The organism is Sulfitobacter noctilucicola (assembly GCF_000622385.1).
Taxonomy (GTDB): Bacteria; Pseudomonadota; Alphaproteobacteria; order Rhodobacterales; family Rhodobacteraceae; genus Sulfitobacter; species Sulfitobacter noctilucicola.
Window position 1 is genome coordinate 56354 of record NZ_JASD01000005.1, and the last position, 24687, is coordinate 81040.

Annotated in this window: 31 protein-coding genes; 21 read left to right on the forward strand and 10 right to left on the reverse strand. The window is 57.3% G+C overall.

From position 1 onward, the window contains the following. Positions 1-6: 6 nt before the first annotated feature. Entirely contained in the window at positions 7-1269 is a 1263-nt protein-coding gene (locus Z946_RS0101425) for a FliM/FliN family flagellar motor switch protein (RefSeq protein WP_025053966.1), read from the forward strand. Positions 1270-1293: 24 nt separating this feature from the next. Here Z946_RS0101425 and Z946_RS0101430 read toward each other — a convergent pair whose 3' ends face one another. Then, positions 1294-1722, reverse strand: a complete 429-nt coding sequence (locus tag Z946_RS0101430; protein WP_025053967.1) for a protein tyrosine phosphatase family protein — start codon at positions 1720-1722, stop codon at positions 1294-1296. Positions 1723-1771: 49 nt separating this feature from the next. Beyond that, entirely contained in the window at positions 1772-2011 is a 240-nt protein-coding gene (locus Z946_RS0101435) for a hypothetical protein (protein ID WP_025053968.1), read from the reverse strand. Between the two features lie 114 nt (positions 2012-2125). On the opposite strand from Z946_RS0101435, the gene Z946_RS0101440 reads away from it, so the two are divergent. Then, entirely contained in the window at positions 2126-2410 is a 285-nt protein-coding gene (locus Z946_RS0101440; RefSeq protein WP_025053969.1) for a DUF2312 domain-containing protein, read from the forward strand. A 259-nt stretch (positions 2411-2669) separates the two neighbouring features. After that, positions 2670-4004 (forward strand): trigger factor, encoded by a 1335-nt coding sequence (gene tig, locus Z946_RS0101445; RefSeq protein ID WP_025053970.1) that lies wholly within the window; start codon positions 2670-2672, stop codon positions 4002-4004. A gap of 85 nt (positions 4005-4089) precedes the next feature. Here tig and Z946_RS0101450 read toward each other — a convergent pair whose 3' ends face one another. The 6 genes from Z946_RS0101450 to Z946_RS0101470 all read right to left on the reverse strand — a co-directional run bounded on the left by Z946_RS0101450 (position 4090) and on the right by Z946_RS0101470 (position 8163). Further along, positions 4090-4566: a lytic transglycosylase domain-containing protein gene (locus Z946_RS0101450; RefSeq protein ID WP_025053971.1), complete on the reverse strand. Its 477-nt coding sequence runs from the start codon at positions 4564-4566 to the stop codon at positions 4090-4092. Between the two features lie 204 nt (positions 4567-4770). Then, positions 4771-5187: a GFA family protein gene (locus tag Z946_RS21285; RefSeq protein WP_081780752.1), complete on the reverse strand. Its 417-nt coding sequence runs from the start codon at positions 5185-5187 to the stop codon at positions 4771-4773. A gap of 182 nt (positions 5188-5369) precedes the next feature. Next, a complete protein-coding gene (gene rplI, locus Z946_RS0101455) occupies positions 5370-6011 on the reverse strand; it encodes a 50S ribosomal protein L9 (RefSeq protein WP_025053972.1) in 642 nt (213 codons plus the stop codon). A gap of 11 nt (positions 6012-6022) precedes the next feature. Further along, the gene (gene rpsR, locus Z946_RS0101460; RefSeq protein WP_005852865.1) at positions 6023-6250 is read right to left on the reverse strand and encodes a 30S ribosomal protein S18; all 228 of its coding nucleotides are present in this window, start codon (positions 6248-6250) and stop codon (positions 6023-6025) included. 28 nt (positions 6251-6278) lie between these two features. Then, the gene (gene rpsF, locus Z946_RS0101465) at positions 6279-6632 is read right to left on the reverse strand and encodes a 30S ribosomal protein S6 (protein ID WP_025053973.1); all 354 of its coding nucleotides are present in this window, start codon (positions 6630-6632) and stop codon (positions 6279-6281) included. Between the two features lie 154 nt (positions 6633-6786). Further along, complete coding sequence (locus Z946_RS0101470) at positions 6787-8163, reverse strand: MATE family efflux transporter (RefSeq protein WP_025053974.1); 1377 nt, start codon at positions 8161-8163, stop codon at positions 6787-6789. A gap of 338 nt (positions 8164-8501) precedes the next feature. On the opposite strand from Z946_RS0101470, the gene Z946_RS0101475 reads away from it, so the two are divergent. Together Z946_RS0101475 and Z946_RS0101480 are read left to right on the forward strand one after the other, a co-directional pair. Then, complete coding sequence (locus Z946_RS0101475; protein ID WP_025053975.1) at positions 8502-8996, forward strand: hypothetical protein; 495 nt, start codon at positions 8502-8504, stop codon at positions 8994-8996. Positions 8997-9181: 185 nt separating this feature from the next. Next, positions 9182-9754, forward strand: a complete 573-nt coding sequence (locus Z946_RS0101480; RefSeq protein WP_037969000.1) for a YceI family protein — start codon at positions 9182-9184, stop codon at positions 9752-9754. Positions 9755-9843: 89 nt separating this feature from the next. Here the strand turns inward: Z946_RS0101480 and Z946_RS0101485 are convergent, their stop codons facing one another. Next, positions 9844-11043: a cytochrome b/b6 domain-containing protein gene (locus Z946_RS0101485; protein WP_025053977.1), complete on the reverse strand. Its 1200-nt coding sequence runs from the start codon at positions 11041-11043 to the stop codon at positions 9844-9846. A 145-nt stretch (positions 11044-11188) separates the two neighbouring features. Between Z946_RS0101485 and fabD the strand changes: the two genes are divergently transcribed. The 4 genes from fabD (at position 11189) to Z946_RS0101505 (ending at position 14042) form a co-directional block, all read left to right on the forward strand. Further along, a complete protein-coding gene (fabD, locus tag Z946_RS0101490) occupies positions 11189-12121 on the forward strand; it encodes an ACP S-malonyltransferase (RefSeq protein WP_025053978.1) in 933 nt (310 codons plus the stop codon). Positions 12122-12165: 44 nt separating this feature from the next. Beyond that, positions 12166-12903, forward strand: coding sequence for a 3-oxoacyl-[acyl-carrier-protein] reductase (fabG, locus tag Z946_RS0101495; protein WP_025053979.1), 738 nt, complete (start codon positions 12166-12168; stop codon positions 12901-12903). 202 nt (positions 12904-13105) lie between these two features. Then, positions 13106-13339, forward strand: coding sequence for an acyl carrier protein (locus Z946_RS0101500; protein WP_025048350.1), 234 nt, complete (start codon positions 13106-13108; stop codon positions 13337-13339). Positions 13340-13508: 169 nt separating this feature from the next. Further along, positions 13509-14042, forward strand: coding sequence for a GNAT family N-acetyltransferase (locus Z946_RS0101505; protein ID WP_025053980.1), 534 nt, complete (start codon positions 13509-13511; stop codon positions 14040-14042). Here the strand turns inward: Z946_RS0101505 and Z946_RS0101510 are convergent, their stop codons facing one another. Further along, complete coding sequence (locus Z946_RS0101510; RefSeq protein ID WP_025053981.1) at positions 14043-14546, reverse strand: DUF421 domain-containing protein; 504 nt, start codon at positions 14544-14546, stop codon at positions 14043-14045. A gap of 126 nt (positions 14547-14672) precedes the next feature. Here Z946_RS0101510 and fabF point away from each other — a divergent pair, with 126 nt between their 5' ends. From fabF to Z946_RS0101575, 12 genes are all read left to right on the forward strand, one after another. Next, entirely contained in the window at positions 14673-15929 is a 1257-nt protein-coding gene (fabF, locus tag Z946_RS0101515) for a beta-ketoacyl-ACP synthase II (RefSeq protein ID WP_025053982.1), read from the forward strand. A 3-nt stretch (positions 15930-15932) separates the two neighbouring features. Next, on the forward strand, positions 15933-17111 hold the full coding sequence (gene mltG / locus Z946_RS0101520; protein ID WP_025053983.1) for an endolytic transglycosylase MltG: 1179 nt from the start codon (positions 15933-15935) through the stop codon (positions 17109-17111). A 488-nt stretch (positions 17112-17599) separates the two neighbouring features. Continuing rightward, positions 17600-18970, forward strand: coding sequence for a DNA-packaging protein (locus Z946_RS0101530; RefSeq protein WP_174416543.1), 1371 nt, complete (start codon positions 17600-17602; stop codon positions 18968-18970). A gap of 174 nt (positions 18971-19144) precedes the next feature. Continuing rightward, positions 19145-20347 carry a phage portal protein gene (locus Z946_RS0101535; protein ID WP_025053986.1) on the forward strand — a complete coding sequence of 401 codons (1203 nt, stop codon included), beginning with the start codon at positions 19145-19147 and terminating at the stop codon, positions 20345-20347. Continuing rightward, on the forward strand, positions 20340-20564 hold the full coding sequence (locus Z946_RS0101540; protein WP_025053987.1) for a GTA head formation protein, RCAP_rcc01685 family: 225 nt from the start codon (positions 20340-20342) through the stop codon (positions 20562-20564). The genes Z946_RS0101535 and Z946_RS0101540 overlap by 8 nt, the downstream gene beginning before the upstream one ends. A 28-nt stretch (positions 20565-20592) precedes the next feature. Beyond that, positions 20593-21219: an HK97 family phage prohead protease gene (locus Z946_RS0101545; protein WP_025053988.1), complete on the forward strand. Its 627-nt coding sequence runs from the start codon at positions 20593-20595 to the stop codon at positions 21217-21219. Positions 21220-21241: 22 nt separating this feature from the next. Beyond that, positions 21242-22405: a phage major capsid protein gene (locus Z946_RS0101550; protein ID WP_025053989.1), complete on the forward strand. Its 1164-nt coding sequence runs from the start codon at positions 21242-21244 to the stop codon at positions 22403-22405. A 168-nt stretch (positions 22406-22573) separates the two neighbouring features. After that, the gene (locus tag Z946_RS0101555) at positions 22574-23173 is read left to right on the forward strand and encodes a head-tail connector protein (protein ID WP_025053990.1); all 600 of its coding nucleotides are present in this window, start codon (positions 22574-22576) and stop codon (positions 23171-23173) included. Beyond that, a complete protein-coding gene (locus Z946_RS0101560) occupies positions 23170-23508 on the forward strand; it encodes a phage head closure protein (protein ID WP_025053991.1) in 339 nt (112 codons plus the stop codon). The genes Z946_RS0101555 and Z946_RS0101560 overlap by 4 nt, the downstream gene beginning before the upstream one ends. Further along, positions 23505-23915 (forward strand): DUF3168 domain-containing protein, encoded by a 411-nt coding sequence (locus Z946_RS0101565; protein WP_025053992.1) that lies wholly within the window; start codon positions 23505-23507, stop codon positions 23913-23915. Before Z946_RS0101560 ends, Z946_RS0101565 begins: the two co-directional genes overlap by 4 nt. Positions 23916-23944: 29 nt before the next feature. Beyond that, entirely contained in the window at positions 23945-24367 is a 423-nt protein-coding gene (locus Z946_RS0101570) for a phage major tail protein, TP901-1 family (protein WP_025053993.1), read from the forward strand. 2 nt (positions 24368-24369) lie between these two features. Beyond that, positions 24370-24684, forward strand: coding sequence for a gene transfer agent family protein (locus Z946_RS0101575; protein ID WP_025053994.1), 315 nt, complete (start codon positions 24370-24372; stop codon positions 24682-24684). Positions 24685-24687: the final 3 nt, after the last annotated feature.

The window sequence follows — 24687 nt, forward strand, 5'->3', positions numbered from 1 at the left end:
GGCGATATGGCAGCGTCCGAACGGTCGGCCCAAGGAGGCACGGCGCCTCCCGGAACGATCATTCACCGTAAGACCGAACTTGGCAGGGCCGAGCATCAAGCTCGTGCGATGTCGCTGTCCAAAGCTTTGCGCCTGACCGTCGCCAAAGTAGCAGAAGAACTGATTGATATGTCGGTGTCAGTGATTGGCGTCCGCCGTCAAAGCTGTCCGACAGATGATTTGGCTCAAACACTCAAACCAGAAGGTCTGCGCATGTTGTTGGAGGGGCCGGGCCGTCGCCGTGCGGCTGCGGTTTTTGACAGTGCATTGGTCACCGCGCTGATCCAACAGCAAACCATGGGAAAGGTGATGGCACCATCAGACGATGACCCGCGCAGGATGACCCCGACAGATGCGGCAGTCGCAGCGCCCTTTCTGGATGCTGTTCTGCGCCGTGCAGCACCTGTTCCCGAGGAGCCTGATGACAGAAGATTGATCGAAGGGTTCGCATTCGGTGCATGGGTTGAAGACCTGCGCGTGCTCTGTATGGCGCTGGAAGACCCCGAATATGAACTGCTTCATCTCGATCTGGATATCGCCGGAGGGGTCTGTCAGGGCAGTATTGTTTTGTGCTTGCCGAAAGACGGCGCGGTGACCCATTTCACTGATCCCGATGACGAGGGACACACTTCTGCGGAAGCAAGCATTGACAGGGCACCCGCTGCGGACCTGTCAGAGACGGTGATGAGCCTCCATGCAGAGCTGCTAATTTCAATCGCGCAGTTTAAAATGCCGCTACGCCAGCTTGGTGTGCTTCAAGCGGGCGATATCATTGATCTTGGCGCGGCGTCATTTGACCTTGTGCGCATCCAGACGATTGCAGGCAACCGGATCGGACGCGGTGTTCTGGGGCAGCTTGATGGTGGCCGTGCGGTAATGGTGCAGCAGAGCAAACGACAAAATAGTGTGCTTAGCCGTCGGGCAGAGGATCGCGCTGGATTGGGAGACGCCGACAAGATGCACGCGGCCACACAGGGACCGGAGGTTGCTGAAAGCGGGGGCGTGTCGCCACCTGATTTGTCCCTTCCTCTGACGGGCGACATCACTGCCAACACTGCAAGTCTTGCGGATTCGCCTGTTGAAAACAGCAGTATTGGGGGCGGAGGCTTACCGGAATTGCCTGATTTGCCAGACTTGCCGGATCTGCCGGATATGTCTGACCTACCTGAACTGACTGACCTGCCGGATCTTGATGCCGACATGCTGATGACGCAGTCAAAAGCTGGCTAGGCTTCCAACGCGGTCGGTCCGAAATCAGTCTTCTGCGAAGGGCTGTGACAAAACCTGCTGCATGTTGCGGATATCGTATCCGCCCGCTTGCGCTGCCGCGATAATATCTTCTGCGGGCATATTACCTGCTTGTCCCAGGGCCCACGCTATCGTGGATCTGGTGCCTGACGCACAATAGGCCAGCACAGTCTCGTCCGTTGCGGCACCCAAGGCGCGGTTTTGGCCTATAACATCAGGTATCATGCTCTGGTGGGTCAGCGGTTGCTCTGCAAATGACATGCCAGCAGCTTCTGCGGCGGCGCGAATTGCAGCAGCGCTATGACTGGGCGGCACCTCCGCATCGGGACGGTTACATAGAATGCGTGTGATGCCGGCTTCCGCGAGGGCGGGCATGTCCGCAGGATCGACCTGCGGGCTGACAAAGAAATGCGGTGATAGCTGACGAATATCCATGACAGCGGTCTAGCCCAGCCAGCCGATTGCTGTCCAGCGGCTACAGCGTTCAGGCGAGGAATATTCCAACGATCACCATCATCAGACCGATCACGGACAAAAACAAGGCACCGAGGTTAAGCGGCAGTGCCGACTTGAGCACATCACGCATGGCGTCATCATCAAGATTAGCGCGTTTTGCCCGGGACACTTTCAAGATGCACCAGATGAGCCCCACCAAACCCAAGAGGGACAATGCGGCACCGGACCAGATTACAATGTCAAAGACAGATGAGGTTTCGTTTTCCATAAGCGCAGGGCTACGCCAAAGCAAAAGCCGGTTCAAGGCCGCCTTGCAGCGCACCCGCGCCAAGGGTAGTCAGGCGCAACAGTACAAATCACCCTCAACCGCAGGATGCCCCTCATGAGCGATCAATCCACCAATCCCGATGTCATCGAATCGCAAGGCGATGCGACCTACCGTGTAACGGCGAACGAACTGCGTCAGTTTGTTGAGCGGATCGAGCGGTTGGATGCCGAGAAAAAGGATCTGGCCGAACAGCAAAAAGAGGTGATGGCCGAGGCGAAGTCCCGTGGCTACGACACCAAGGTGCTGCGCAAGGTCATAGCACTCCGCAAGCGTGACAAGGATGATATCGCCGAAGAAGAAGCGGTGATGGAAATGTATAAAGAAGCGCTTGGAATGTAATCTTCCTCGCGGTTCTTGGTCAGGCTGTGCACGTTTGGCTCACCGCGGTTTGGGTGCAGGTGCGCCGGCATCGGGGACATGCCTATTAATGATCCCGCAGCCCGGCTGCGAAAATCGCCACAACTCCTTCAATGGGCCTGATCGGCAGGGCATGTGGAATGGGTGCCAAGCCCCCTTGCACCTTGCCACACAGCCCAATAGAAGGATGCAAATTTTCCCCCGTGCGGGCCCCCGCGCGGCTTATTTCTATGGAGCACACATGCAGGTCAATGAGACGCTGAACGAAGGTCTGAAACGCGGCTACGCCATCACGGTAACGGCGGCAGAACTGGACGCGAAGGTCAACGAAAAGCTGGCCGAGGCGCAGCCCGAAGTCGAAATGAAGGGCTTCCGTAAAGGAAAGGTTCCGATGGCGCTGTTGAAAAAGCAGTTTGGCCAGCGGATCATGGGCGAAGCGATGCAGGAAAGCATCGACGGTGCCATGGCCGAGCACTTTGAAAAGTCCGGCGACCGTCCTGCGATGCAGCCTGAAGTCAAGATGACCAATGAAGACTGGAAAGAGGGCGACGACGTTGAAGTCGAAATGTCCTATGAGGCGCTGCCGGAAATCCCTGAGCTGGATATGTCCAAAATCAAGCTCGAGAAGCTGGTTGTGAAAGCCGACGATGCGGCCATCGACGAAGCGCTGGCGAACCTTGCCGAGACCGCTCAGGACTTTAAAGCCCGCAAGAAAGGCTCAAAAGCCAAAGACGGCGATCAGGTTGTCATGGACTTCGTGGGCAAAGTTGACGGCGAAGCGTTTGAAGGCGGCTCCGCCGAAGACTTCCCGCTGGTGCTGGGTTCCGGCAACTTTATCCCCGGTTTCGAAGAGCAGCTGGTTGGTGTGAAGGCGGAAGAAGAGAAATCTGTCACTGTAACTTTCCCTGAAGAGTACCAGGCAGAGCATCTGGCGGGCAAGGAAGCCGTATTTGATTGTACAATCAAAGAGGTAAAAGAGCCTGTTGCAGCAGAGATCAATGACGAGCTGGCGACCAAATTCGGTGCAGAAGATCTGGCCGGTTTGAAAGCGCAGATCGCCGAGCGTCTGGAAGCCGAATATGCGGGTGCCGCACGTGCCGTTATGAAGCGTGGTCTGCTCGACGCGCTTGATAAAATGGTTGATTTCGATCTGCCGCCGTCCTTGCTGGAAGCGGAAGCCAGTCAGATTGCCCACCAGCTGTGGCACGAAGACAACCCTGATGTGCAAGGCCACGATCACCCCGAGATCGAAACCACTGACGAGCACAAGACGCTGGCCACACGCCGTGTGCGTCTTGGTCTGCTGCTGGCCGAGATCGGTCAGAAGGCAGAAGTTGAAGTGTCTGATGCAGAGATGAGCCAGGCGATTATGGCGCAGGCGCGTCAGTACCCGGGTCAGGAACGTCAGTTCTTTGAGTTCGTTCAGCAGAACCAACAGATGCAGCAGCAGCTGCGCGCGCCTCTGTTTGAGGACAAGGTTGTCGATCACATCGCCGAAGGTGCGAAGGTAACGGAGAAAGAAGTCTCCAAAGAAGATCTTCAGAAAGCTGTTGAGGCGCTTGAAGACGCTGAGTGATCAGAACTTCGATTGAATTGGAAAGGCCGCATCGCAGGATGCGGCCTTTTTCGTTTGCTTAGTCTGTACGACCGGCCGGGGGTGCCTAACCGTCGCGCAAACCTGTTTCGACCAGCATGCCGCGCCGTTTGGCTTCGTAGTAGTATCCGCGTGCGTACCATTTAATTGCCGTGCCATGATCTCCGTCCGACAACAGCCACGCGCCGCGTAGATATTTCAAACCGAATTCCAGATTGGTATCCGCATCAAGCAGATCGGAGGGCCGCCCTTGGAACCCCATGCCGCGGGCAGTGGCAGGCAGGATTTGCAACAGCCCGTAATAGGGTCCGTTTCGCGCCTTAGGATTGTGAGTACTTTCGCGGATCGCCAAGCGGTGAACCAAGGGGCGTGGTAGATCATAGTGATCGGCCCAACGGTTGATTTTGGCCCTTAGCGCTGGTGTCTCGTTCGGGTGTAAGGGCAGGGTGGTTGGCGAAGCATTCGGAGCTGCATCTGTGCTGCTACAGCCGGCCAGAGAAGCCATAGAAAGGATCACAAATCGACGACGCGAAATCTGCTGCATGGGTCATGTCCGGTGGTTGATATCATCGAAAGCGTTGACCCTAAATCATATGCGCATCAAGAGGCCACATATTCAGCGGCAGGTCTTTGCCAGTGGATGCAAAAGTCCGCGCATACTTCCTGGGATAAGCGTGATGGTATCGCGTCATGACTAGGCAACACTTTAGCTTACTATGCGAAAGGGGGCAGACCGTTGTGCGGCGCGTTATCCTGAAGGCGCTGATCCGGCATGTCTGGGCAACTCGTCAGCAAGGTGCACCCACGGCAGACGGCTTTCGTAATGAACATGGAATTCAGGTTCGAACGCCGTCGGATCAGTTAGCGTCACTGCATATAGATGTATCTCACCCGGATAGTGATCCGCTTGAAACGCCATCGGCGTCCCGCAACGATCGCAGAAATACCGCGTCACACCGATGGATGAATGGTATTCTTTCGGGGCTTCGCCCGTCCACGAAAAGCCGGATAGGGGGGTGCCCAGAAAACTCACGATAGGCGCTGCACAGGCGCGGCGGCAATCCTCACAATGGCAGTGACACGCCCATGTTTGCGGTCCGGTAAATGAAAATCCTACCGATCTGCAAAAGCAGTGTCCGGTTGTCGCTGCTGTTTTGTCTGCCATGTTTCATCCCCTCATGATGAAAGTTAACCAAGCAAGGGCCTGTGACGCTAGTAAATCTTGCGTAAATTGGCGTGTTCGAGTTTGCGGAAGATGAGGGTGCGGATTCCAAAATTGGGACGGCGCAACAAAAAACGCCGCGTGGTACGCGGCGTTTTCCTGAATTACATCGATGAAACGGTGGCTTAGTTGCCAGCTGTCTCGTCTTGGTCGCCTGTGCCTTCGTCAGCATCTTCGCTGATGGATTCGGCCAGATCGTCGTCATCAGATGCTGCTGCACCGATATCGTCGAACAGCTCTGCAATCTCGAAGTCTGCTGCAGCTTCTTCTTCTGCGGCCAGTTCCTGAATGGACTTACCGGAGGCCTGAAGCTCGGCCTCTTCAGTAGAACGTGCAACGTTCAGCTGAATTGTGGCTTCGACTTCGGGGTGAAGAACGACGGATACGTCGTGCAGGCCCAGTTCTTTGATCGGCGCGGACAGAACAACCTGCTTACGGTCGACGGTAAAGCCGGCCTCGGTTGCTGCATCTGCTGCGTCACGTGTTGTGACGGAGCCGTAAAGCGCACCTGCGTCAGACGCAGAGCGAATCACGATGAACTGCTGACCGTTCAGGGTCTCAGCCATCTTGTCGGCTTCTTTCTTGGTCTCGAGGTTTTGTGCCTCAAGCTGGGCTTTGCGGCCCTCGAAAGCTTCGATGTTTGCTTTGGACGCTGACAACGCCTTGCCCTGTGGCAAGAGGTAGTTACGTGCATAGCCCGGTTTTACGTCAACAACTTCGCCCATCTGGCCAAGCTTCGCGACGCGCTCAAGAAGGATAACGTGCATGATGTCTCTCCTTACTTAACGGCGTAGGGCAGCAGGGCGAGGAAGCGGGCGCGTTTGATGGCACGGGCCAGTTCACGCTGCTTTTTCGCGGATACCGCGGTGATACGGGAAGGAACAATCTTGCCACGCTCAGAGATGTAGCGTTGCAGCAGACGTGTGTCCTTGTAGTCGATCGCAGGTGCGTTGTCGCCCGAGAAGGGGCAGACCTTGCGACGGCGGAAAAATGGTTTTGCAGCCATGGTTTAGATCCTTTTTCTCAAGCCAAAATCAGCGACGTTCACGGCGGTCAGGCCGTTCGTCACGCTTTTGCATCTGTACAGATGGCAGCTCTTTGTGCTCATCGACTTTGATGGTCAGAACACGCATCACGTCGTCGTGCAGACGCATCAGACGCTCCATCTCCTGCACGGCAGGTGCCGGTGCATCGGAGCGCAAAAAGGCGTAATGGCCTTTACGGTTCTTGTTGATTTTGTAGGCCATCGTTTTGACGCCCCAGTACTCGCTATCCACGAGTTTGCCATCGTTGTCGGCAAGGACTGTACCAAAGTGTTCGATAAGGCCTTCGGCTTGCGTGTTGGACAAATCCTGACGCGCAATCATAACATGCTCATACAGCGGCATGGTATCTCCATTTATATCAAGGCGCATTTCATAGGTAGGGCAAGCTCCTTTGCGGCCCCACCACGAGAGACTGCGCGGTTCAATCGTTTTGCAAAGGAAGGCTCCATATACACGGTCTGGCACGCGGGGCAAGAGGCCGCGCGTGCCAAATGGGTCAGGTTGCCGGGGCGGTGAACAAACCGTGCCGCAGGTTAAGGGCCTTGGCGCTTTGTGACAGAACCAGCATGGTCAACACAGCCAGCATCACCTCGGCCACTGGTCCGGCAAGCCAGATGCCCGTTTCCCCGAATAGGAATGGCAAACCGAAGGTCAGCGGCAGTGCAAAGGCGTAGGGTTTCGTCAGACCGAGGATTGCCGCACGTGGCGCGTTGCCAATCGCCTGAAAATAGGTGGCGATCATCAATAGCGGCCCGACAAGCCAAAGCATCAAGGGATTGATCAAGGAGATGCGGACGAAGGCGGCAATCACCTCGGGGTCCTCCACAAAGAAGCCGGCAATCTGCGCAGGAAAGACCATCAGCAAAAACTGCGCTGTGACACAATAGGCCAAAGAAACCCATATCCCCATCCGCAAGCTTTGATCCGACCGCTGCCACGCCTGTGCGCCGTAGTTGTTCCCGACGATGGATTGCAGCGCGTGTGTCATCCCCAAGAGCGGCAGAAACACAAAGGTCAGCACGCGTGTGACGATCCCGTAGGCCGAAACGATTGCCTCGTACTGCGGCGCGTCGATAATTTGCAGGGCGATGATGGTTGCAGTGGCTCCAAGGGCGATGCCGATGAAATTCAGGCTTTGCGGTGCGCCTAATGCAAAGATGCGTCCCCAGTTGTGTGTGAGTGATCTGTGCAGCAGGTCACGCGGGTGCAGTTCGGCCCGACCCGCCATGCGGTAGGCGATTATGATAGCCAAAGCCAAAAGCTGCGCCAGCGCGGTGCCATATGCCGATCCCGCTACGCCAAGACCCAGCATCGCGATCAGCACGTAGTTGAAACCGATATTGGAGAGCGAAACGAGCAGGCTCATTGCTGCCATGAAACCGACGCGCCCCTCATTGCGCAGCGCATCCGAGTTCACGGCCAGTATAAAGGCGAGAGGTGATACAAAGGTGGTAATGCCCAGATAGGTCTGCGCCATACCGGCCAGCGGCGTGGACCCCGAGGCCAGTGCAAGAGATAGTTGCCGGCCGAATAACAGGTAGCCCAGAATGAGCGCGATACTGACGAGCAGCGCCATACCATGCGCTCCGGCATAGGTCGCGCGGGCAGCTTCCATCTCACCAGCCCCCAGATTGCGGGCCAGAATGCTGGACATGCCGTTGGACACCAGCGTCGCCAACGCCACGATCAACATAAAGAGCGGAAAGATGAGTGTGACGGCACCCAAAGCTTCGGTGCCGACATACCGGCCCAGAAAGATGGCATCTACCACAGTCAGCAGGCCATTCATGCTCATTACAAAGATGATGGGCAGGGCAGTTGTTAGAAATATCCGGCCCAAAGGACCGTGGGTGAATGAATTGGTTTGGGACATCGCGAACCTCTTTTCAGATGTTCCGCAATTGGAATGGGTGCTCGCATTGCCGACCATGCGGGAACATTAAAGAAAGGTCAGACGATAGATGTCGGCACTTCACTAAGGGTTTCCCCTGCGAGCAGCTGGCGGCCGGGCCATGGCGCAAGCAGTAGGGCCGAATTCAATAATGCGCAATCCCGTTTCATAGATGCCCGGCATCCGCCGTTACATTTTAAAGCCCCGACATGGTCCCGCTTGCGTCACGGGTCCGCCCCTTTTTGGTCTTTTTTCAGGGGCAATGGTTAACCAACAAAAAAAACTAGACCAACAAATTCGACAACCGAGGGATTAAGAAAATGACTGCAACAGCTGATTTCATGCCGCAGCCCACCCAAGCACCCGAACCTGTGCGCATGGCCGACGGCGGCCGCATGATTATTCGCGGTGCACAACGACTGGCTGGTGTAGCACTTACTCTTGCAGCGATTGGTCTGTGGCTTGCCCCCGGCGCGTCATGGGAACCTGACCTGATGTTGTTCAAGCTAATCTTGTCAGTCAGCGCGGTTATCGCAGGTCTTGGTCTGATCAGTGCAAGCAGCACGCCACCCTCCCCCGAAGTCGAAGTCGATACGATCCGCCGCGAAGTCCGCCTTGTGCGCCGTTTGCGCGGCTCTGCACCGGTTGTTCTGCAAAGCTGCCCTTTTGCAGAGCTCGCACACGTCGAGCAGGCAGGCAACAATGTGAGCCTGTGGGACAAGCAGGGCGTGTTCCTTGCTGAAGTCAGCCTGACTGACCGCAATTCTCTGTCAAGCCTTCTGGCTGGTTTGCGTGATGCGGGAAAAGTTGCATAAGGCTCCTGACCACCAATGAATTTAGCATAGGGGTGTGTTGATTAGATCAACGCACCCCTTTTTGCGTCCTAGAAAGCCTGCGTGTTCGTCAAAGCGCAGAAGCTGTGTGCTGGTGTCGAGTTGCCGGATTGTCGAATTGAGCCATATTGGTTTCTATCTTTGATCCAACACAGGAATATCCTCCGATGATGAAACCGATGCTTTTCGCAGCCGCTTTGGCTTTTGGTGCGACCAATGCGATTGCCGCTGAGAAATACGTGCTTGATTCCAGCCATTCACAAGTGATTTTCAACTACAACCACCTTGGTTTCTCAACGACATATGGCATGTTCTCGGGCTTTGAGGGTGAGATCATGTTCGATCAGGAAGCGCCAGAAAACTCAAGCGTGTCTGTTTCGATGCCCGTGATGTCGATGTTCACCGGCTGGGAGCAGCGTGAAGGCCACTTCATGTCTGACGACTTTTTCGGTGCGAGCGATGGCGATATGGTAACTTTTACCTCAACGTCAATCGAAGTGACCGGCGACGATACCGCCAAGATCACCGGCGATCTGAGCATGAACGATGTGACCAAGTCTGTCGTGCTTGACGCGAAACTGAACCAGACAGGTGACCACCCGCAGGCGGGCAAGCCTTGGGCCGGCTTTGATGCTACCACCACGCTTTTGCGGTCCGACTTCAATGTTGGTGCATTTGCGCCATACGTGAGCGATGAAGTGCAGGTCATGATTTCTGTTGAAGCGATGAAAGCGGACTAAGCACAGACCTAGCTACAAGTTTAAAAGAAAGCCTGCCGATGGTTTCGGCAGGCTTTTGTTTTGTTCAGAGCAGGGTGGTTGTGTGGAGTTTAGTCCCCCTCACGCACTGCTGTAAGCCGGATAGAAATCGCAACGTCAAAGGCGAGCGTTGCCTCATCGTTCACGTTCGTGCCCACCGTAAAGTTGCGCCTGTCGAGTGTGACGTCTCCACGCATCTGCGCGGTGTCACCTTCAATGGTCAGGCTAAATGGGAGAACAACCGGGACGGACTGGTCCTTGATCGTCAATGTGCCTACAGCTTCGTAATCGTCTGAACCGTGGCGCAGGATTGCATCGAATACGGCTGTAGGAAACGTATTGGCATCAAGGAAATCCGCGCCCATGGCCTGCTGCGTGACCGAGCCTAGGGTCAGCGAAGGGATAGCCACAGTGGTTTGAACCGCGCCAACGTCCCCGACAACGATTGTCTCGTCAAAGGTTATCGCCGCTGTCCAATCGGCAAAGCTGCCGGAGACTTCGTTGCCGAATTGTGTAACCGTCAGGGTGATCTCGCCTTCTTGCACATTCCAGTCGGATGCGACCTGTTCGAGGCTGACCTGAGCCGGTTGTTCCTTTGATTGGGCCAGACCGAACGTGGCACCCAAACCAAGTGCTGCGGCCCAAATTACAGTCGCCACAATGACCGGTGCCTTGCTGTGGCTTTCAGGGGGCAGCGGGCCGATTACAGGTTCCCCCGGCAGCATACGGCGCAGTATGGCATCGCCATCGATGAAGTGGTGCTTGAGCGCGCCTGCTATGTGCAACAGAAGCGACAGAGCCAGCACTTTGGTTGCGACCCAGTGGATGGCAGCGAAGAAATGTTCAACTGCGACTGATTTTGGCACCAAGGGCAGGTTCTGGCCGAACGGCCACCAGATCGGGGCAAATCCTTCGGCAGCGGCATGGCCGATCCAGCCCGACAAAGGAACAATAACCAGTGAGGCATAGAGCAACCAGTGCACCATTTCGGCTGCGAAACTCTCAGCTGGTTTGTCAGCGTTTAAAAGGCCCGGTTTGACCTGACCGATGGCCCAGAGGATACGAAGGGCAGCGACAAAGAACGCGGTCACGCCGAGCGTTTTGTGCACCGAGAAATACCATGCCTTCCGGGCGAGTTCGGCGTCTGTCTGGTAAGGCAGATCATTTGCAAACAAGCCCAGTGGCAGAAGCGTTAGGATCAGGAGCGCCGTCAGCCAGTGAAAGGTCTTGGTCACGCCGCCATAGCGAATATCGGTGTTGGTAAAGGCCATCTGGTGCTCCGTTCGTTGCTCTGCGGACCTAGATATAGCAATGCGTGGCCGGAACAATCGCCATTGACGCACAGTACACCTGCGCTCTTGTCCGTTTGGACCGTGCAGGCTAGACCGGATAAAAGCATAAAAAGAGGGCTGTTATATGAGCGTTGCATTCGTTTTCCCCGGTCAGGGCGCACAAACTATCGGGATGGGGAAGGCACTGGCCGATGCCTATCCTGCGGCGCGGGAGGTGTTTGCGCAAGTGGATGAGGCGTTGGGCGAAAAGCTGTCTGATCTGATCTGGGAGGGCGAGATCGAGACGCTGACCCTGACAGAGAATGCGCAACCTGCGCTGATGGCGACCTCCATGGCGGCGCTGGCGGCGATGCAGGCCGAAGGGATCGGATTGGAAAAGGCCGCTTTTGTGGCGGGTCATTCGCTTGGGGAATATTCCGCCCTTTGTGCGGCGGGCGCGGTGTCGCTGGCAGATACGGCCAGATTGCTACGTATTCGCGGCCGCGCGATGCAGGCGGCTGTGCCCGTTGGGCAGGGTGCGATGGCAGCGGTTCTGGGCCTTGATGCCGACGCGGCCGATAAGGTGGCAGAGACAGCAGCCCAAGGTGAGGTCTGCCAGCTCGCCAATGAGAATGATCCCAGCCAGAATGTGCTATCAGGTCATAAATCCGCAATCGAACGTGCCATTGTGCTGGCGAAAGAAGCGGGGGCCAAACGCGCTTTGCCGCTGCCGGTTTCTGCGCCGTTTCATTGTGCATTGATGCAGCCTGCGGCAGACGAAATGGCCCGTGCGTTGGAGACGGTGCAGTTTGATGATCCGGCCGTGCCGTTGGTCGCGAACGTGTTGGCGACAAGCGTCACCGACGCCACAGAGATCAAGGGTTTGCTGGTCGATCAGGTTACCGGACGCGTGCGCTGGCGTTCATCCGTTGAGTGGATGGCAGCACAAGGCGTCACCGAGTTTTGGGAAATCGGTGCGGGCAAGGCGCTGTCGGGCATGATCCGGCGCATTGCGAAAGAAAGCACTTGCCGCGCAGTCGGCACGCCAGACGATGTTGCGGCGCTCAAGGACGCCTGAGACGTGCGTTCGGGTATAAAGCAGGATTAAGTGAGGGAAGAGATATGTTTGATCTGACAGGTAAGAAGGCGCTGATCACCGGTGCATCCGGTGGCATTGGTGCGGATATCGCACGCCAGTTGCACGCGCAGGGGGCAACCGTTGGTCTGTCCGGTACGCGGGTGGAACCGCTCGAGGCGTTGAAGGCGGAGTTGGGAGAGCGGGCGCATGTGCTTGCCTGCAATCTAAGTGATATGGCAGCAGTCGAGGCTTTGCCGAAACAGGCGATTGAGGCGATGGGATCGGTTGATATTCTGGTAAACAACGCAGGTATCACCCGCGACAATCTGTTTATGCGGATGTCCGACGATGAATGGCAGTCCGTGCTGGATGTGAACCTGACCGCCACCTTCAAGCTGTGCAAGGGCGTGATGCGGGGCATGATGAAATCCCGCTGGGGCCGTATTATCAATATCTCCAGCATTGTGGGGGCAACTGGCAACCCCGGTCAGGCCAATTATGCGGCCTCCAAGGCGGGCATGATCGGTATGTCCAAGTCATTGGCCTATGAGGTCGCGAGCCGCGGGATCACCGTGAATGCGATCGCGCCCGGCTTTATCGCCACTGCCATGACAGAAAAGCTGACAGATGATCAAAAGTCTGGAATCATGGAGCAAATCCCAAGCGGTCGCATGGGAAATCCATCAGAGATTGCAGGCGCAGTTGTCTACCTTGCCAGCGAAGAAGCGGGCTATGTGACGGGGGCAACCTTGCACGTCAATGGTGGCATGGCCATGTTGTAACCCGTGCGGGATATCGTTTGCGCCACGCTTGGCATGTGCTAAAGGGGGCGCAGATTCGTATCCGAGGGTGCTTGATTGCGCCCTTGCTCTTGTGCAAACAAGGGGCAGAGCCGCTCCAGTATGGAGCATCCTCCAACCGCCCTCAGGATCGGGCGTGCGGATAAAAATAGGGGCCTTTGGCCTGAAGAGTGAGGACTTACTTATGAGCGACGTCGCAGACCGCGTTAAAAAGATCGTTGTTGAGCACTTGGGTGTGGAAGAGGACAAAGTTACCGAGAATGCGTCGTTCATCGACGATCTGGGTGCTGACAGCCTCGACACAGTTGAGCTGGTAATGGCGTTCGAAGAAGAGTTTGGCATCGAAATTCCAGACGATGCAGCCGAGAACATCCAGACATTCGGCGATGCGGTGAAGTTCATCAAAGAAGCTTCCTGATCCATCGGGCGCGTTGCGCGCCCGGTCAGCGAGAAATCTCCAAGACGGCGTTATTCCGAGCGGAATGACGCCGTTTTTTGTTGCCGACGTCAGGTCGGGGCTTGCTCATGGGCGGGCCGCTTTGCACATTGCAAACAAGACCTCCCCCCAAGCGCAAGGCCCGTTCGAGATGTCGCGTACGATTCCCACTATCAATACCCAGCGCCTCACGTTGAGGGCAATGCGATCTGAAGATTTTGCACGTTTTGCAGAGATCTGGGCGACGCCCGAAGTTGTTTCGCAGATCACCGGTAAGCCGCGCAGCAAGGCGTTGTCATGGGATTCGTTCCTACGCAATGCAGGCCATTGGCAGATAAGTGGTTTCGGCCAGTGGGCAATTCAGCCGCGCGACATGGCTCAGATGGCCGGACAGACCGGTTTCTTTTTTGGGTCGAGGGATTTGGGGTCAGATTTCGATACATACCCGGAGGCGGGTTGGGTTCTTGCCCCTGAAGCACAGGGGAGGGGGCTGGGGCTCGAGGCTGTGCAAGCGGCACATGATTGGTTCGATCGTGTTATTGCAGGTCGAACGGTTTGCATCATAACGCCTGAGAACATCAATTCGCTGCGGATCGCTGCAACCTTGGGGTATGAGGAATTGCGCGAAGTCGAGATGGGTGGCGATGTTGTGCGTTTAATGACGCGCAAAGGGCCGCCAGTCTAATTAGCTTCGCCGGACGCCTTCCAGCACCTCCTGAGAAAGCTTTGACCGGTCTGTTGAGAAGTGTAAGACGCTGACATCGCCGGTGTTTTCCAGTATCACTGCATGTACTTTGGCAAGATCATAAGCGTTTGCTTCGCGCAGCTTGGCATATAGGTCCGAAAGGGTCATGCCCCCACGTTTCAGGTTTTCGTGGATCGGGGTGCCGTTTTCCATAATCAACATCGGGGTGTTATCCATCGCGCTTTCAACGGCATTGTTGCGCGACCGGAGCTGCGCCATGACAATCTGAAGTGCAAAAAGTGCTGCGAGTGCGGCGATAAAATGCCAGAGCGGGGTGGAAAGCGTTGTGACCGCGCCCGCGAGGACAGAACCCGTCGCAACAGTGATCGCAAAGTCGAAACCGGACATCTTTGAGAAACTGCGCAGCCCGTGGATACGCGTGAGAGCGACAATCGTGGCAACGGCAATGATCACCCGCAGAATGATTTCGGTTAGGTCTGACATAAAAATTCCTCTCGCGAAATAACGCGCGGTGCTTCGCTTGGTTCCGAAAGCGGTCCAGCAGTTCCTCTTGAATCTGAGGGCCGCTGCAAGGTATAGCCATCGCAAGCAGTTGAAGGGGCTACATCAATGCGCAGAGTGGTAGTGACAGGTTTGGGTTTGGTGACACCTTTGGCCGATGGGGTCGAGGAAAGCTGGAGCCGTATCCTTGACGGAAAATCCGGAGCCGGACCAATTACCGGTTTTGATCCCTCTGCATTGGTAACACAGTATGCCTGTGAAGTGCCGCTTGGCGACGGCAGCGATGGCACGTTCGATGCGTCCAAATATATGGAGCCGAAAGAGCAGCGTAAGGTGGATACCTTCATTCTGTTCGGCATGGCCGCGGCACAGCAGGCTGTTGAGGATGCAGGCTGGATGCCCGAGGACACAGAGAGCCTTGAGCGGACAGGTGTTCTGATCGGCTCCGGTATCGGCGGATTGAATTCGATTGCCAACACAGCAATCATGATGAAAGAAAAGGGCCCGCGTCGGGTGAGCCCGTTCTTTGTACCCGGTGCGTTGATCAATCTGATCTCCGGTCAGGTATCGATCCGTTACGGGTTTAAAGGGCCGAACCACTCGGTGGTGACTGCGTGCTCCACCGGCGCTCATGCGATTGGCGATGCCTCACGTCTGATCCAGCACGGCGACGCGGATGTGATGATCGCAGGTGGTGCGGAAGCGGCAATTTGCGAGATCGGGATTGCGGGTTTCAACGCGTGTAAGGCGCTGAGCACGAAGCGCGGCGATGATCCACAAAAGGCGTCACGCCCCTACGACGCGGACCGTGACGGTTTTGTCATGGGTGAGGGTGCCGGGATTGTTGTGCTTGAAGAATATGAGCACGCCAAGGCGCGTGGTGCCAAAATTTATGCCGAAGTGATTGGTTATGGCCTGTCTGGCGATGCCTACCACATCACGGCTCCATCAGAGAATGGTGAGGGCGGTGAACGGTCTATGCGCAACGCGCTGCGCAATGCTGGCAAAGAGCCGAAAGATATCGATTATATCAACGCGCACGGCACATCGACGATGGCCGATACGATTGAGCTGGGTGCCGTAGAGCGGATGATGGGTGAGGATGCTGGTAAAGTGACCATGTCATCTACCAAGTCGGCGACAGGACACCTGCTGGGCGCTGCTGGTGCGATCGAGGCGATTTTCTCGATCCTTGCGATCCGCGATCAGGTGGCACCGCCAACGATCAACCTGGACAATCCTGCGGTGGAAACCTCGATTGATCTGGCCCCCAACAAAGCCGTGAAGCGTGAGATCAACGTGGCACTGTCCAATTCATTCGGGTTTGGCGGGACCAATGCGAGCGTCTTGTTCGGAAAGGTCTGACACATGTGGCGCAACATTGCCTCTAACGCGGTTTCCTTTCTGGTTGTCGCCCTGTTCCTGCTGGGCGGTATAATCGTCTGGGGAAGGGCCGAGTATACATCACAGGGTCCTCTTGATCAGGCGATATGTCTACAGGTGAAGCCTGGATCAAATATGCGTCGTGTATCCAATGACTTGGCGGATCAGGGCGCGGTCAGCTCTGCCGCGATTTTTCGTATGGGTGCGGATTATGAGGAGAAGACCAGCCAGCTGAAAGCAGGCAGCTTTCTGGTGGAGCCTGGCACGTCCATGTCGGAGATCGTCGAGACCGTCACCAAGGGCGGGGCGAGCACTTGCGGCACCGAAGTTGTCTACAGGATCGGTGTGAACCGCGTCTCGGTTCAGGTGCGCGAACTTGATCCTGCGACCAGTCGGTTCGTCGAGAGGGCAGAATTCAATCCAGATGAGGATGAAGTGCCTGCGATTTATAACGATATGAAAGCGCAGGCCGATACCAGATTCCGTATCGCGCTGGCCGAAGGCGTGACCAGTTGGCAGATCGTGAACGCGATGAAGTCGATGGATGTTCTGGAGGGCGAGGTAGCAGAGGTGCCAGCTGAGGGCTCACTGGCCCCTGACAGCTATGAGGTGCGTCCCGGTGATGACCGCGCTGCCGTTGTGGCTCGCATGGAAGCCGCGCAGGAAAAGCGGATTGCAGATGCCTGGGCCGCGCGTGATCCCGACCTGCCTATTGAAAGCCCCGAAGAGCTTCTGACCCTGGCGTCTATTGTGGAGAAAGAAACGGGCGTTGCCGCAGAGCGTCGTCAGGTGGCCAGCGTGTTCGTAAACCGTTTAAACCAAGGCATGCGTCTGCAGACGGACCCGACGGTGATCTACGGGATCACTAAGGGGGAAGGTGTGTTGGGCCGCGGTTTGCGCCGGTCAGAGCTGAGGGCCGAGACACCTTGGAACACCTATGTCATCAATGGCTTGCCGCCAACGCCGATTGCAAATCCCGGTCTTGCAAGTCTGATGGCCGCGGCGCAGCCGGACGAGAGCGACTACATCTTCTTCGTGGCGGATGGCACCGGTGGCCATGCTTTTGCCGTGACACTGGCAGAGCATAATGCCAACGTGGCCGTGTGGCGGCAGATTGAGGCAGAACGCGCGGCTGAAAGTGAAGCAACTACAGGTGATAACTAACCCCTTAACGGGTGGGTTATCGCCGTTGAAGAAGTGGGATATAATCCCAAATTGACCAATGATCGCACGGTGTTGAAGGGTTCTGTTAACCCTATTTTTCTTGACTTTGCGCACGTTCGAATGTAACTATTGTGGCATGCTAGAGGACATGGGCGAGCGGCTTTGGGAATGATCCCGACTGCCGCTTTTTTCATGCCTAGTCGGTCGGGAGACCATACGGAAGGTATGAGCCACCATGACAACTGTTACCCAAGAGCAAGACATCGCGCGGGGAGCTGAGCTTCTCGCTTCCTTGCGTGATTCAATCGCTGCGTTGCGGCAGCAGATTGAAGGGCTGACACAAGAGTCCCTGACGGGAAAACCGATCAATGAAACGGCCGTAAAGAAGTCCCTGAACGAGGTTCGGGAGCTTGTGACGCAATGTGCCAAAGCGGAGAACTTTCTCAATGACTGTAGAACCAAACAGGATGGCATCGCACGAGGCGGATATGCCCTCGACCTGGACAGAGCGCGGGCTGAGATCGGGTGCAAGCTGGATCGCTTGCGCAGATGTGGACGTCCAACAGCAATTTCTGAGTGAATTGGAAGAGGGGGAGCTGATGGCGCTCCCTTATCTATTCGATTTCTGGGCGCTGGATCATCAGCTGCCGCCCGAAGGCGCATGGCGGACATGGGTCGTCCTTGGAGGGCGAGGTGCCGGTAAGACCCGCGCAGGTGCCGAATGGGTCCGTTCCATAGTTGAGGGTGCCAAACCATTAGACGAGGGTGCGTGTCGGCGCGTCGCCTTGGTGGGCGAGACTATTGATCAGGTCCGCGAGGTTATGGTGTTCGGTGACAGTGGCATCATTGCCTGTTCTCCCCCTGACAGAAAACCGGTCTGGGAGGCGGGCCGCAAGCGGCTGGTCTGGCCCAATGGCGCGATTGCGACGGTGCATACGGCGCATGATCCCGAAGGTCTGAGGGGGCCGCAGTTCGATGCAGCTTGGGTGGATGAGCTGGCAAAGTGGAAACGCGGGCAGGAAACGTGGGACCAATTGCAGTTTGCGTTGCGGTTGGGGGATGATCCCCGGGTTTGCGTAACAACGACGCCGCGAAACGTGGATGTGTTGAAGCGTGTGCTGGCATCCCCGTCTACGTTACAAACACATGCGCCGACGCAGGCGAACGCGGCCCATCTGGCGTCCTCTTTTTTGGAGGAAGTACAGGCCCGTTATCAAGGGACACGTTTGGGGCGGCAGGAGTTGGACGGCGTGTTGCTGGCGGATGCGGAAGGGGCGCTTTGGACCTCTGAGGCGTTGGAAGACGGGCGTGTTGACGCCTTGCCAGCGTTTGACCGGATCGTCGTGGGGCTTGATCCCGCTGCATCTACCGGATCGGCTGCCGATGAATGCGGTATCGTTGTGGTCGGAGCGGTGACACAAGGCCCGGTCCAGGACTGGCGGGCAGTCGTGCTAGCCGATTGCACCGTGCGGGGGGCGACCCCGTCAGGCTGGGCCAAAGCAGCAATTGCAGCCATGGAGCAGTATGGTGCGGACAGGCTGGTGGCAGAGGTCAATCAAGGCGGGGCTATGGTCGGCGAGGTCTTGCGGCAGGTGGACCCCATGGTGCCAATCAAGTCGGTACATGCATCCAAAGGCAAGGTGGCAAGGGCAGAGCCAGTGGCCGCGCTGTATGAGCAGGGACGCGTGAGCCATGTGCGCGGACTGGATGTGCTGGAGGACCAGATGTGTCGGATGACGGCGCGCGGGTATGAAGGCGGCGGTAGTCCTGACCGTGTGGATGCGCTGGTCTGGGCGCTACACGAGTTAATGATCGAGCCGGCGGCGAAATGGCGGCGTCCTGCAGTGCGGTCGCTCTGACGCGCGGTCTGAATTGAAACAATAGTGGGTCGTGTGCCGAAGGGTGTGCGGCCCTTTTTTCTTTTATGTGGGGTTCAGGGCGTGTTGCGCGACCATGCGTTCGGTGGGGTCGCATGGAATTAAACACTTTGAGGCAAATTGTACTCAAGACGGATGGGTTAAGAGGAGTTGATGCTGATGTTCGATTTTCTGCGACGGGGGACGGCGGCGGGGTCTGTGCCTGATGCAAAAACTGCTGAAACGGTGTTTTCGCAAAAAGCATCGGCTACCGGACCGGTCGTTGCCTATCAGACAAGCGGGCGTATCGCCTGGAGCCCACGTGACGCGGTGAGCCTGACGAAGACCGGCTTTTGCGGCAATCCGGTTGGGTTCCGTTCGGTCAAACTAATTGCGGAGGCGGCGGCGGCTCTCCCACTGGTCGTGCAGGACTGTGAGCGTCGCTATGATGCGCATCCGGTGGTTTCTTTGCTGGCCCGTCCGAATGGCGCACAGGGGCGTGCAGAACTGCTGGAAGCGCTATACGCGCAGATCCTGCTAAGCGGAAACGGATATGTCGAAGCGGTGGGCGATGGCGTACCGCAGGAGCTGCATGTGCTGCGATCGGACCGGATGTCAGTCGTCCCCGGTGCGGATGGCTGGCCGGTGGCGTATGAGTACGCGGTGGGCGGGCGCAAACATCGTTTCGCGGTAGGAGACGGCAAGTCGCCGGTCTGCCACTTCAAAAGCTTCCATCCGCAGGACGACCACTATGGTTTTGCGCCGATGCAGGCGGCGGCGATGGCAATGGACGTGCACAATGCGGCGTCGCGTTGGTCAAAAGCTTTGTTGGACAATGCGGCAAGGCCATCGGGGGCAATCACCTATAAAGGGGCTGAGGGGCAGGCACATCTGAGCGCGGATCAGTACGAGCGACTGGTCGCGGAGATGGAGAGCCATCATCAGGGAGCACGCAATGCAGGGCGGCCGATGCTTCTGGAAGGAGGGCTGGACTGGAAGCCGATGGGTTTCTCGCCCTCGGACATGGAGTTCCAGAAGACCAAGGAAGCCGCAGCGCGGGAAATTGCGCTGGCCTACGGGGTGCCGCCCATGCTGCTGGGTATTCAGGGTGATGCGACTTACGCAAATTATCAGGAGGCGCATCGCGCGTTCTACCGGTTGACGGTCCTGCCGCTGGCGACGCGAGTGACAGCAACGCTAGCCAGCTGGATTTCAGGGTTTACCGGTGACGAGGTCGACGTGAAGCCCGATCTCGATCAGGTTCCTGCCTTGCAGGCGGAGCGTGACGCACAGTGGCAGCGGGTGGCAAGCGCCACGTTCTTGAGCGAGGCGGAAAAGCGCAGTCTGCTGGGATTGCCGGCGGTGGCCGTTGATGAGTGATCCATCCGTATACGAGCGATTTGATTGCGCCCCTGGACTAAAGTTGCAGGCCCACGAGCGGGTGACGGCGATCCACCATGAAAACATCACCAGACGGATGGACCGTCTGGAAGAGATGATGGAGCGGATGGAACGTCGGCTTTGGCTCACGGTTTATGGGGTGGTTGCGGTGATCCTGTCGCAGGCGGTTCAGGGTTTTCTGGTGGTCACGCCTTAGGTCGGACCAAATATCAAGGAGTTAAGTCATGGGATATGACGTGAACGGCTTCAGCTTTGCGCTGAAGAACGGGGAAGCTGTGTCTGGTGGGATACCGGTGCTGGAGCGCAAGTTCGTGGCTATCGAGGCGGTTGAGGTTGTCGACGGCGGCACCGAAATCAGCGGTTATGCGAGCCTGTTTGGCGCGGTCGATCAGGGCGGCGATGTGGTCGAAAGCGGCGCTTACGGCGCGTCGCTCAAGGCTGTTGCTGCCGCGGGGCGCAACATCAAGATGCTGTGGCAGCACGATCCAGCGCAACCGATCGGCGTATGGGACGAAGTGCGTGAAGACGCGAAGGGGCTATTCGTCAAAGGTCGCATTCTTGACAGTGTCGAGAAGGGGCGTGAGGCGGCGTCGCTTATTGCGGCGGGGGCGATCGATGGTCTGTCCATCGGTTACCGCACGGTGAAAGCAACAAAAAATACCAAGGGCCAGCGGCTCTTGTCGGAACTGGAGCTTTGGGAGGTGTCACTGGTGACCTTTCCGATGCTGCCCAGTGCGCGGGTGGCGGCGAAGGGCGATTTTGTCCACGTCGGTGACATCTTGCGCGACATGGCGGCGACCTTTGAAGGGGCGCGGCACAGGATGGCGCGGCGGGAGCTTGCGCCGGAGTAAGCAGCAAATTCGGGAGTGACGGATGAGCAATACGGAAACGGGGAGTCTTTCCCCGGCTGAGGAAGTGCGCGTGGCGGTGACGGGATTTGTCACTGACTTCAAAGGCTTTCAGGCTGAAATTGAGACAAAACTTCAACAAACAGAAGAGCGGATGACCATGCTGGATCGAAAAATGAATTTGCCTGCGCGTACACCACTGGGTGGAGCCACTGATGCGAGTGCCCCCCATCAAAAGGCGTTTAATAAGTACCTGCGCAATGGCGATGATGATGGCCTGCGCGGTCTGGAGCTGGAGGGCAAATCACTGTCCACTGCTGTGAATTCCGATGGCGGCTATCTGGTTGATCCACAAACGAGTGCCACGGTGCAGTCGGTGCTGAATTCGACTGCTTCGATCCGAGCGATTGCGAGCGTTGTGCAGGTTGAGGCCACGTCCTACGACGTGCTGGTGGATCACACCGATGTCGGTGCTGGCTGGGCCACAGAGAGTGGTTCAGTCGCTGAGACGGATACGCCGCAGATCGACCGCATCACTATTGGTCTGCACGAATTGAGCGCGCTGCCCAAAGCCTCTCAGCGTCTGCTGGATGACAGTGCATTTGACATTGAGAGCTGGCTTGCGGGGCGCATAGCCGACAAATTTGCGCGGGCCGAAGCATCCGCATTTGTGAACGGTGATGGGATCGACAAGCCCAAGGGCTTTCTGACCCATCCGGCGGTCGACAATGACGTCTGGACCTGGGGCAATCTTGGGTATGTGCCGACGGAAGTTGATGGCGAAGTGACGCCGGATGCGATTGTCGAGTTGGTTTATTCGCTGGGTGCGCAGTACCGCGCCAATGGTGCGTTCGTCATGAACTCTAAAACAGCGGGCCGCGTGCGCAAGCTGACCGATGCGGACGGGCGTTTCCTGTGGTCGGACGGTCTGGCGGCGGGCGAACCTGCGATGCTGATGGGCTATCCGGTGCTTGTCGCCGAGGACATGCCGGATGCGAGTAGTGACAGTTTCTCCATCGCGTTTGGTGATTTCCGCGCCGGTTATACGGTGGCTGAACGCCCCGACCTGCGTATCCTGCGCGATCCGTTTAGCGCCAAGCCTCATGTGTTGTTCTATGCGACCAAGCGTGTGGGCGGCGATGTGTCTGATTTTGCGGCCATCAAGCTGCTGAAATTCGGCGTGGCCTAATTGTCATGACCGGAGCAGGGGCCGGGGCAACCTGATCCCGCTTCGGACGCGCGACCGGAGATGCCTGCTTTGCCTAGCTGCTCCCCTCTGACCGAGCAGGGCAGGTGGCCGCGCGTCCGTGTTCACAACCGAGCCCAAGCGAACGAGGGACGAATTTTGGAGTTGTCCATGATGTTGATCGAAGAAACACCCATTTCCGACGCGGGCCTGCCCGTCGAAGCGTTCAAGGCTCACCTGCGGTTGGGCAGTGGCTTTGGTCCGGGTGACATACAGGATGGGGTGCTGGTGTCTTTCCTGAGGGCTGCCGTGGCAGCGGTTGAAGGGCGTACCGGCAAGATTTTGTTGCGGCGGACGTTTTCGCAATCGTTGACGGAATGGCGTTCGTGCGAGAGCCAGCCTTTTGTCGTGGCTCCGGTTGCAGGCGTCGTTACTGTCGAGAAAATCGCACGCGATGGACAACGCACCGTGATTGATCCGGCGACCTATTGGGTCGAACGTGACATGCAGATGCCGAAGCTGCGCACCGCTGGAAGCATGCTGCCTGCTGTCCCCGAAGGTGGGTCAGTCGTGATTACCTTTGAGGCGGGATTTGATGCCGCTTGGGATGGTGTTCCAGCAGATTTGCGTCAGGCGGTGCTGATGCTTGCCGCGCACTACTACGAATATCGCAACGATACCGGGCTGAGCACGGGCTGCATGCCGTTTGGCGTTACCAGCCTGATTGAGCGCTACAAACACATCCGTATTGGAACGGGAGCGGGCAGATGAGTATCCCGCAGTTAAATCATGCATTGCTGCTTGAAGCACCAGAGACGGTGAGCGACGGGGCGGGCGGCTATGTTGAGGGGTGGGTGGTGTTGGGCACCCTTTGGGCGGAGATCACCGCGAGAACCGGCCGTGAAGCTGCCCGCATTGGCGCACCGGTCACAAGGGTGAACTACAAAATTGTGGTGCGGGGTGCCCCCTTTGGCACGCCGGAGCGGCCTAGCGCAAACCAGCGGTTTCGTATGGGTGCCCGTATTTTCACAATCGATGCTGTGACGGAGCGGGACCCGCAGGGCCGTTACCTGACTTGTTACGCCAAAGAGGAGCAGGTGGTATGACTTTTGCTTTGTCCGGACCGCTACAGACAGCGGTATTCGAGGCTTTGTCGGGGGACAGCGTACTCGTCATGATCGTTGGGACGGCAATTTATGACGCTGTGCCAACCGGGGCGTTGCCGCCAATCTACGTGCGGTTAGGCGGTGAAGACGCCACCGATGCCTCTGACGGAAGCGGGGCGGGGGCAGTGCACAAATTTACCGTCTCTGTGATCACCACCAATGCAGGGTTTGCACAAGCGAAGGCTGCGGCTGCCGCGATCAGTGACATTCTTCACGACGGTAATTTGACGCTAAGCCGCGGTAGGTTAGTGAGCATGCGCTTCGAGAAGGCCCGCGCAGCGCGCGTGGAGGCGGCAGCCACAAGGCAGATCGATCTGCGCTTTGCAGCGCGGGTGCAGGACGACTGAGGTTTCAAGGTAATTTGAGGAGAGACGATATGGCTGTTCAGGCAGGCAAGGACCTTTTGGTCAAAGTAGATATGACCAGCGACCGGCAGTTCGAGACAATTGCAGGATTGCGGGCAACGAGGGTGAGTTTCAATGCGGAAGCCGTCGATGTGACTACGTTGGACAGTGAAGGCGGTTGGCGTGAGTTGCTGGCGGGTGCCGGTGTGCGTTCGTGTAGCATCTCTGGGTCGGGTGTGTTTCGGGATGCAGGTACGGATGAACGGGCACGGCAGTTGTTCTTTGACGGGCTAACGCCGGATTTTCAGATCGTGATCCCTGAGTTCGGCGTCGTCGAGGGGCCGTTTCAGGTCACGTCGCTTGAGTATGCGGGGCAGCTGAACGGTGAGGCGACTTATGAGCTGAGTCTTCAGTCGGCCGGTATCCTGATCTTTACGCCCGATCTGGTGGTTTGAGCATGGCGAACCGCTGGCGAGGGGACGTGGCACTGGTCGTAGATGGTAAGCCTTGCGTGGCACGGTTGACCTTGGGGGCTTTGGCAGAGCTTGAAGAGGGGCTTTGTGAGAGTTCCCTTGTCGGACTTGTCGAGCGGTTTGAGGCGAGCCGGTTCTCCAGTCGGGACGTGGTCGCGTTACTGGGCGCGGGTCTGCGCGGCGGCGGGTTGCAGATGACCGATGCAGAGATCGCAGCAGCGCAGATTGACGGGGGCCCTATGGGCGCGGCCAAAGCGGCGGCGGAGTTGTTGGCGCGGGCTTTTGTGGTGCCGAAGTGAGTG

What these genes read in the sequence shown, in the direction of transcription:
- Z946_RS0101425 (WP_025053966.1), top strand. Translation starts at nt 7, where the DNA reads ATGGCAGCGTCCGAACGGTCGGCCCAAGGAGGCACGGCGCCTCCCGGA.
- Z946_RS0101430 (WP_025053967.1), bottom strand. Translation starts at nt 1,722, where the DNA reads ATGGATATTCGTCAGCTATCACCGCATTTCTTTGTCAGCCCGCAGGTC.
- Z946_RS0101435 (WP_025053968.1), bottom strand. Translation starts at nt 2,011, where the DNA reads ATGGAAAACGAAACCTCATCTGTCTTTGACATTGTAATCTGGTCCGGT.
- Z946_RS0101440 (WP_025053969.1), top strand. Translation starts at nt 2,126, where the DNA reads ATGAGCGATCAATCCACCAATCCCGATGTCATCGAATCGCAAGGCGAT.
- tig (WP_025053970.1), top strand. Translation starts at nt 2,670, where the DNA reads ATGCAGGTCAATGAGACGCTGAACGAAGGTCTGAAACGCGGCTACGCC.
- Z946_RS0101450 (WP_025053971.1), bottom strand. Translation starts at nt 4,566, where the DNA reads ATGCAGCAGATTTCGCGTCGTCGATTTGTGATCCTTTCTATGGCTTCT.
- Z946_RS21285 (WP_081780752.1), bottom strand. Translation starts at nt 5,187, where the DNA reads ATGGCAGACAAAACAGCAGCGACAACCGGACACTGCTTTTGCAGATCG.
- rplI (WP_025053972.1), bottom strand. Translation starts at nt 6,011, where the DNA reads ATGCACGTTATCCTTCTTGAGCGCGTCGCGAAGCTTGGCCAGATGGGC.
- rpsR (WP_005852865.1), bottom strand. Translation starts at nt 6,250, where the DNA reads ATGGCTGCAAAACCATTTTTCCGCCGTCGCAAGGTCTGCCCCTTCTCG.
- rpsF (WP_025053973.1), bottom strand. Translation starts at nt 6,632, where the DNA reads ATGCCGCTGTATGAGCATGTTATGATTGCGCGTCAGGATTTGTCCAAC.
- Z946_RS0101470 (WP_025053974.1), bottom strand. Translation starts at nt 8,163, where the DNA reads ATGTCCCAAACCAATTCATTCACCCACGGTCCTTTGGGCCGGATATTT.
- Z946_RS0101475 (WP_025053975.1), top strand. Translation starts at nt 8,502, where the DNA reads ATGACTGCAACAGCTGATTTCATGCCGCAGCCCACCCAAGCACCCGAA.
- Z946_RS0101480 (WP_037969000.1), top strand. Translation starts at nt 9,182, where the DNA reads ATGATGAAACCGATGCTTTTCGCAGCCGCTTTGGCTTTTGGTGCGACC.
- Z946_RS0101485 (WP_025053977.1), bottom strand. Translation starts at nt 11,043, where the DNA reads ATGGCCTTTACCAACACCGATATTCGCTATGGCGGCGTGACCAAGACC.
- fabD (WP_025053978.1), top strand. Translation starts at nt 11,189, where the DNA reads ATGAGCGTTGCATTCGTTTTCCCCGGTCAGGGCGCACAAACTATCGGG.
- fabG (WP_025053979.1), top strand. Translation starts at nt 12,166, where the DNA reads ATGTTTGATCTGACAGGTAAGAAGGCGCTGATCACCGGTGCATCCGGT.
- Z946_RS0101500 (WP_025048350.1), top strand. Translation starts at nt 13,106, where the DNA reads ATGAGCGACGTCGCAGACCGCGTTAAAAAGATCGTTGTTGAGCACTTG.
- Z946_RS0101505 (WP_025053980.1), top strand. Translation starts at nt 13,509, where the DNA reads ATGTCGCGTACGATTCCCACTATCAATACCCAGCGCCTCACGTTGAGG.
- Z946_RS0101510 (WP_025053981.1), bottom strand. Translation starts at nt 14,546, where the DNA reads ATGTCAGACCTAACCGAAATCATTCTGCGGGTGATCATTGCCGTTGCC.
- fabF (WP_025053982.1), top strand. Translation starts at nt 14,673, where the DNA reads ATGCGCAGAGTGGTAGTGACAGGTTTGGGTTTGGTGACACCTTTGGCC.
- mltG (WP_025053983.1), top strand. Translation starts at nt 15,933, where the DNA reads ATGTGGCGCAACATTGCCTCTAACGCGGTTTCCTTTCTGGTTGTCGCC.
- Z946_RS0101530 (WP_174416543.1), top strand. Translation starts at nt 17,600, where the DNA reads ATGCCCTCGACCTGGACAGAGCGCGGGCTGAGATCGGGTGCAAGCTGG.
- Z946_RS0101540 (WP_025053987.1), top strand. Translation starts at nt 20,340, where the DNA reads ATGAGTGATCCATCCGTATACGAGCGATTTGATTGCGCCCCTGGACTA.
- Z946_RS0101545 (WP_025053988.1), top strand. Translation starts at nt 20,593, where the DNA reads ATGGGATATGACGTGAACGGCTTCAGCTTTGCGCTGAAGAACGGGGAA.
- Z946_RS0101550 (WP_025053989.1), top strand. Translation starts at nt 21,242, where the DNA reads ATGAGCAATACGGAAACGGGGAGTCTTTCCCCGGCTGAGGAAGTGCGC.
- Z946_RS0101555 (WP_025053990.1), top strand. Translation starts at nt 22,574, where the DNA reads ATGATGTTGATCGAAGAAACACCCATTTCCGACGCGGGCCTGCCCGTC.
- Z946_RS0101560 (WP_025053991.1), top strand. Translation starts at nt 23,170, where the DNA reads ATGAGTATCCCGCAGTTAAATCATGCATTGCTGCTTGAAGCACCAGAG.
- Z946_RS0101565 (WP_025053992.1), top strand. Translation starts at nt 23,505, where the DNA reads ATGACTTTTGCTTTGTCCGGACCGCTACAGACAGCGGTATTCGAGGCT.
- Z946_RS0101570 (WP_025053993.1), top strand. Translation starts at nt 23,945, where the DNA reads ATGGCTGTTCAGGCAGGCAAGGACCTTTTGGTCAAAGTAGATATGACC.
- Z946_RS0101575 (WP_025053994.1), top strand. Translation starts at nt 24,370, where the DNA reads ATGGCGAACCGCTGGCGAGGGGACGTGGCACTGGTCGTAGATGGTAAG.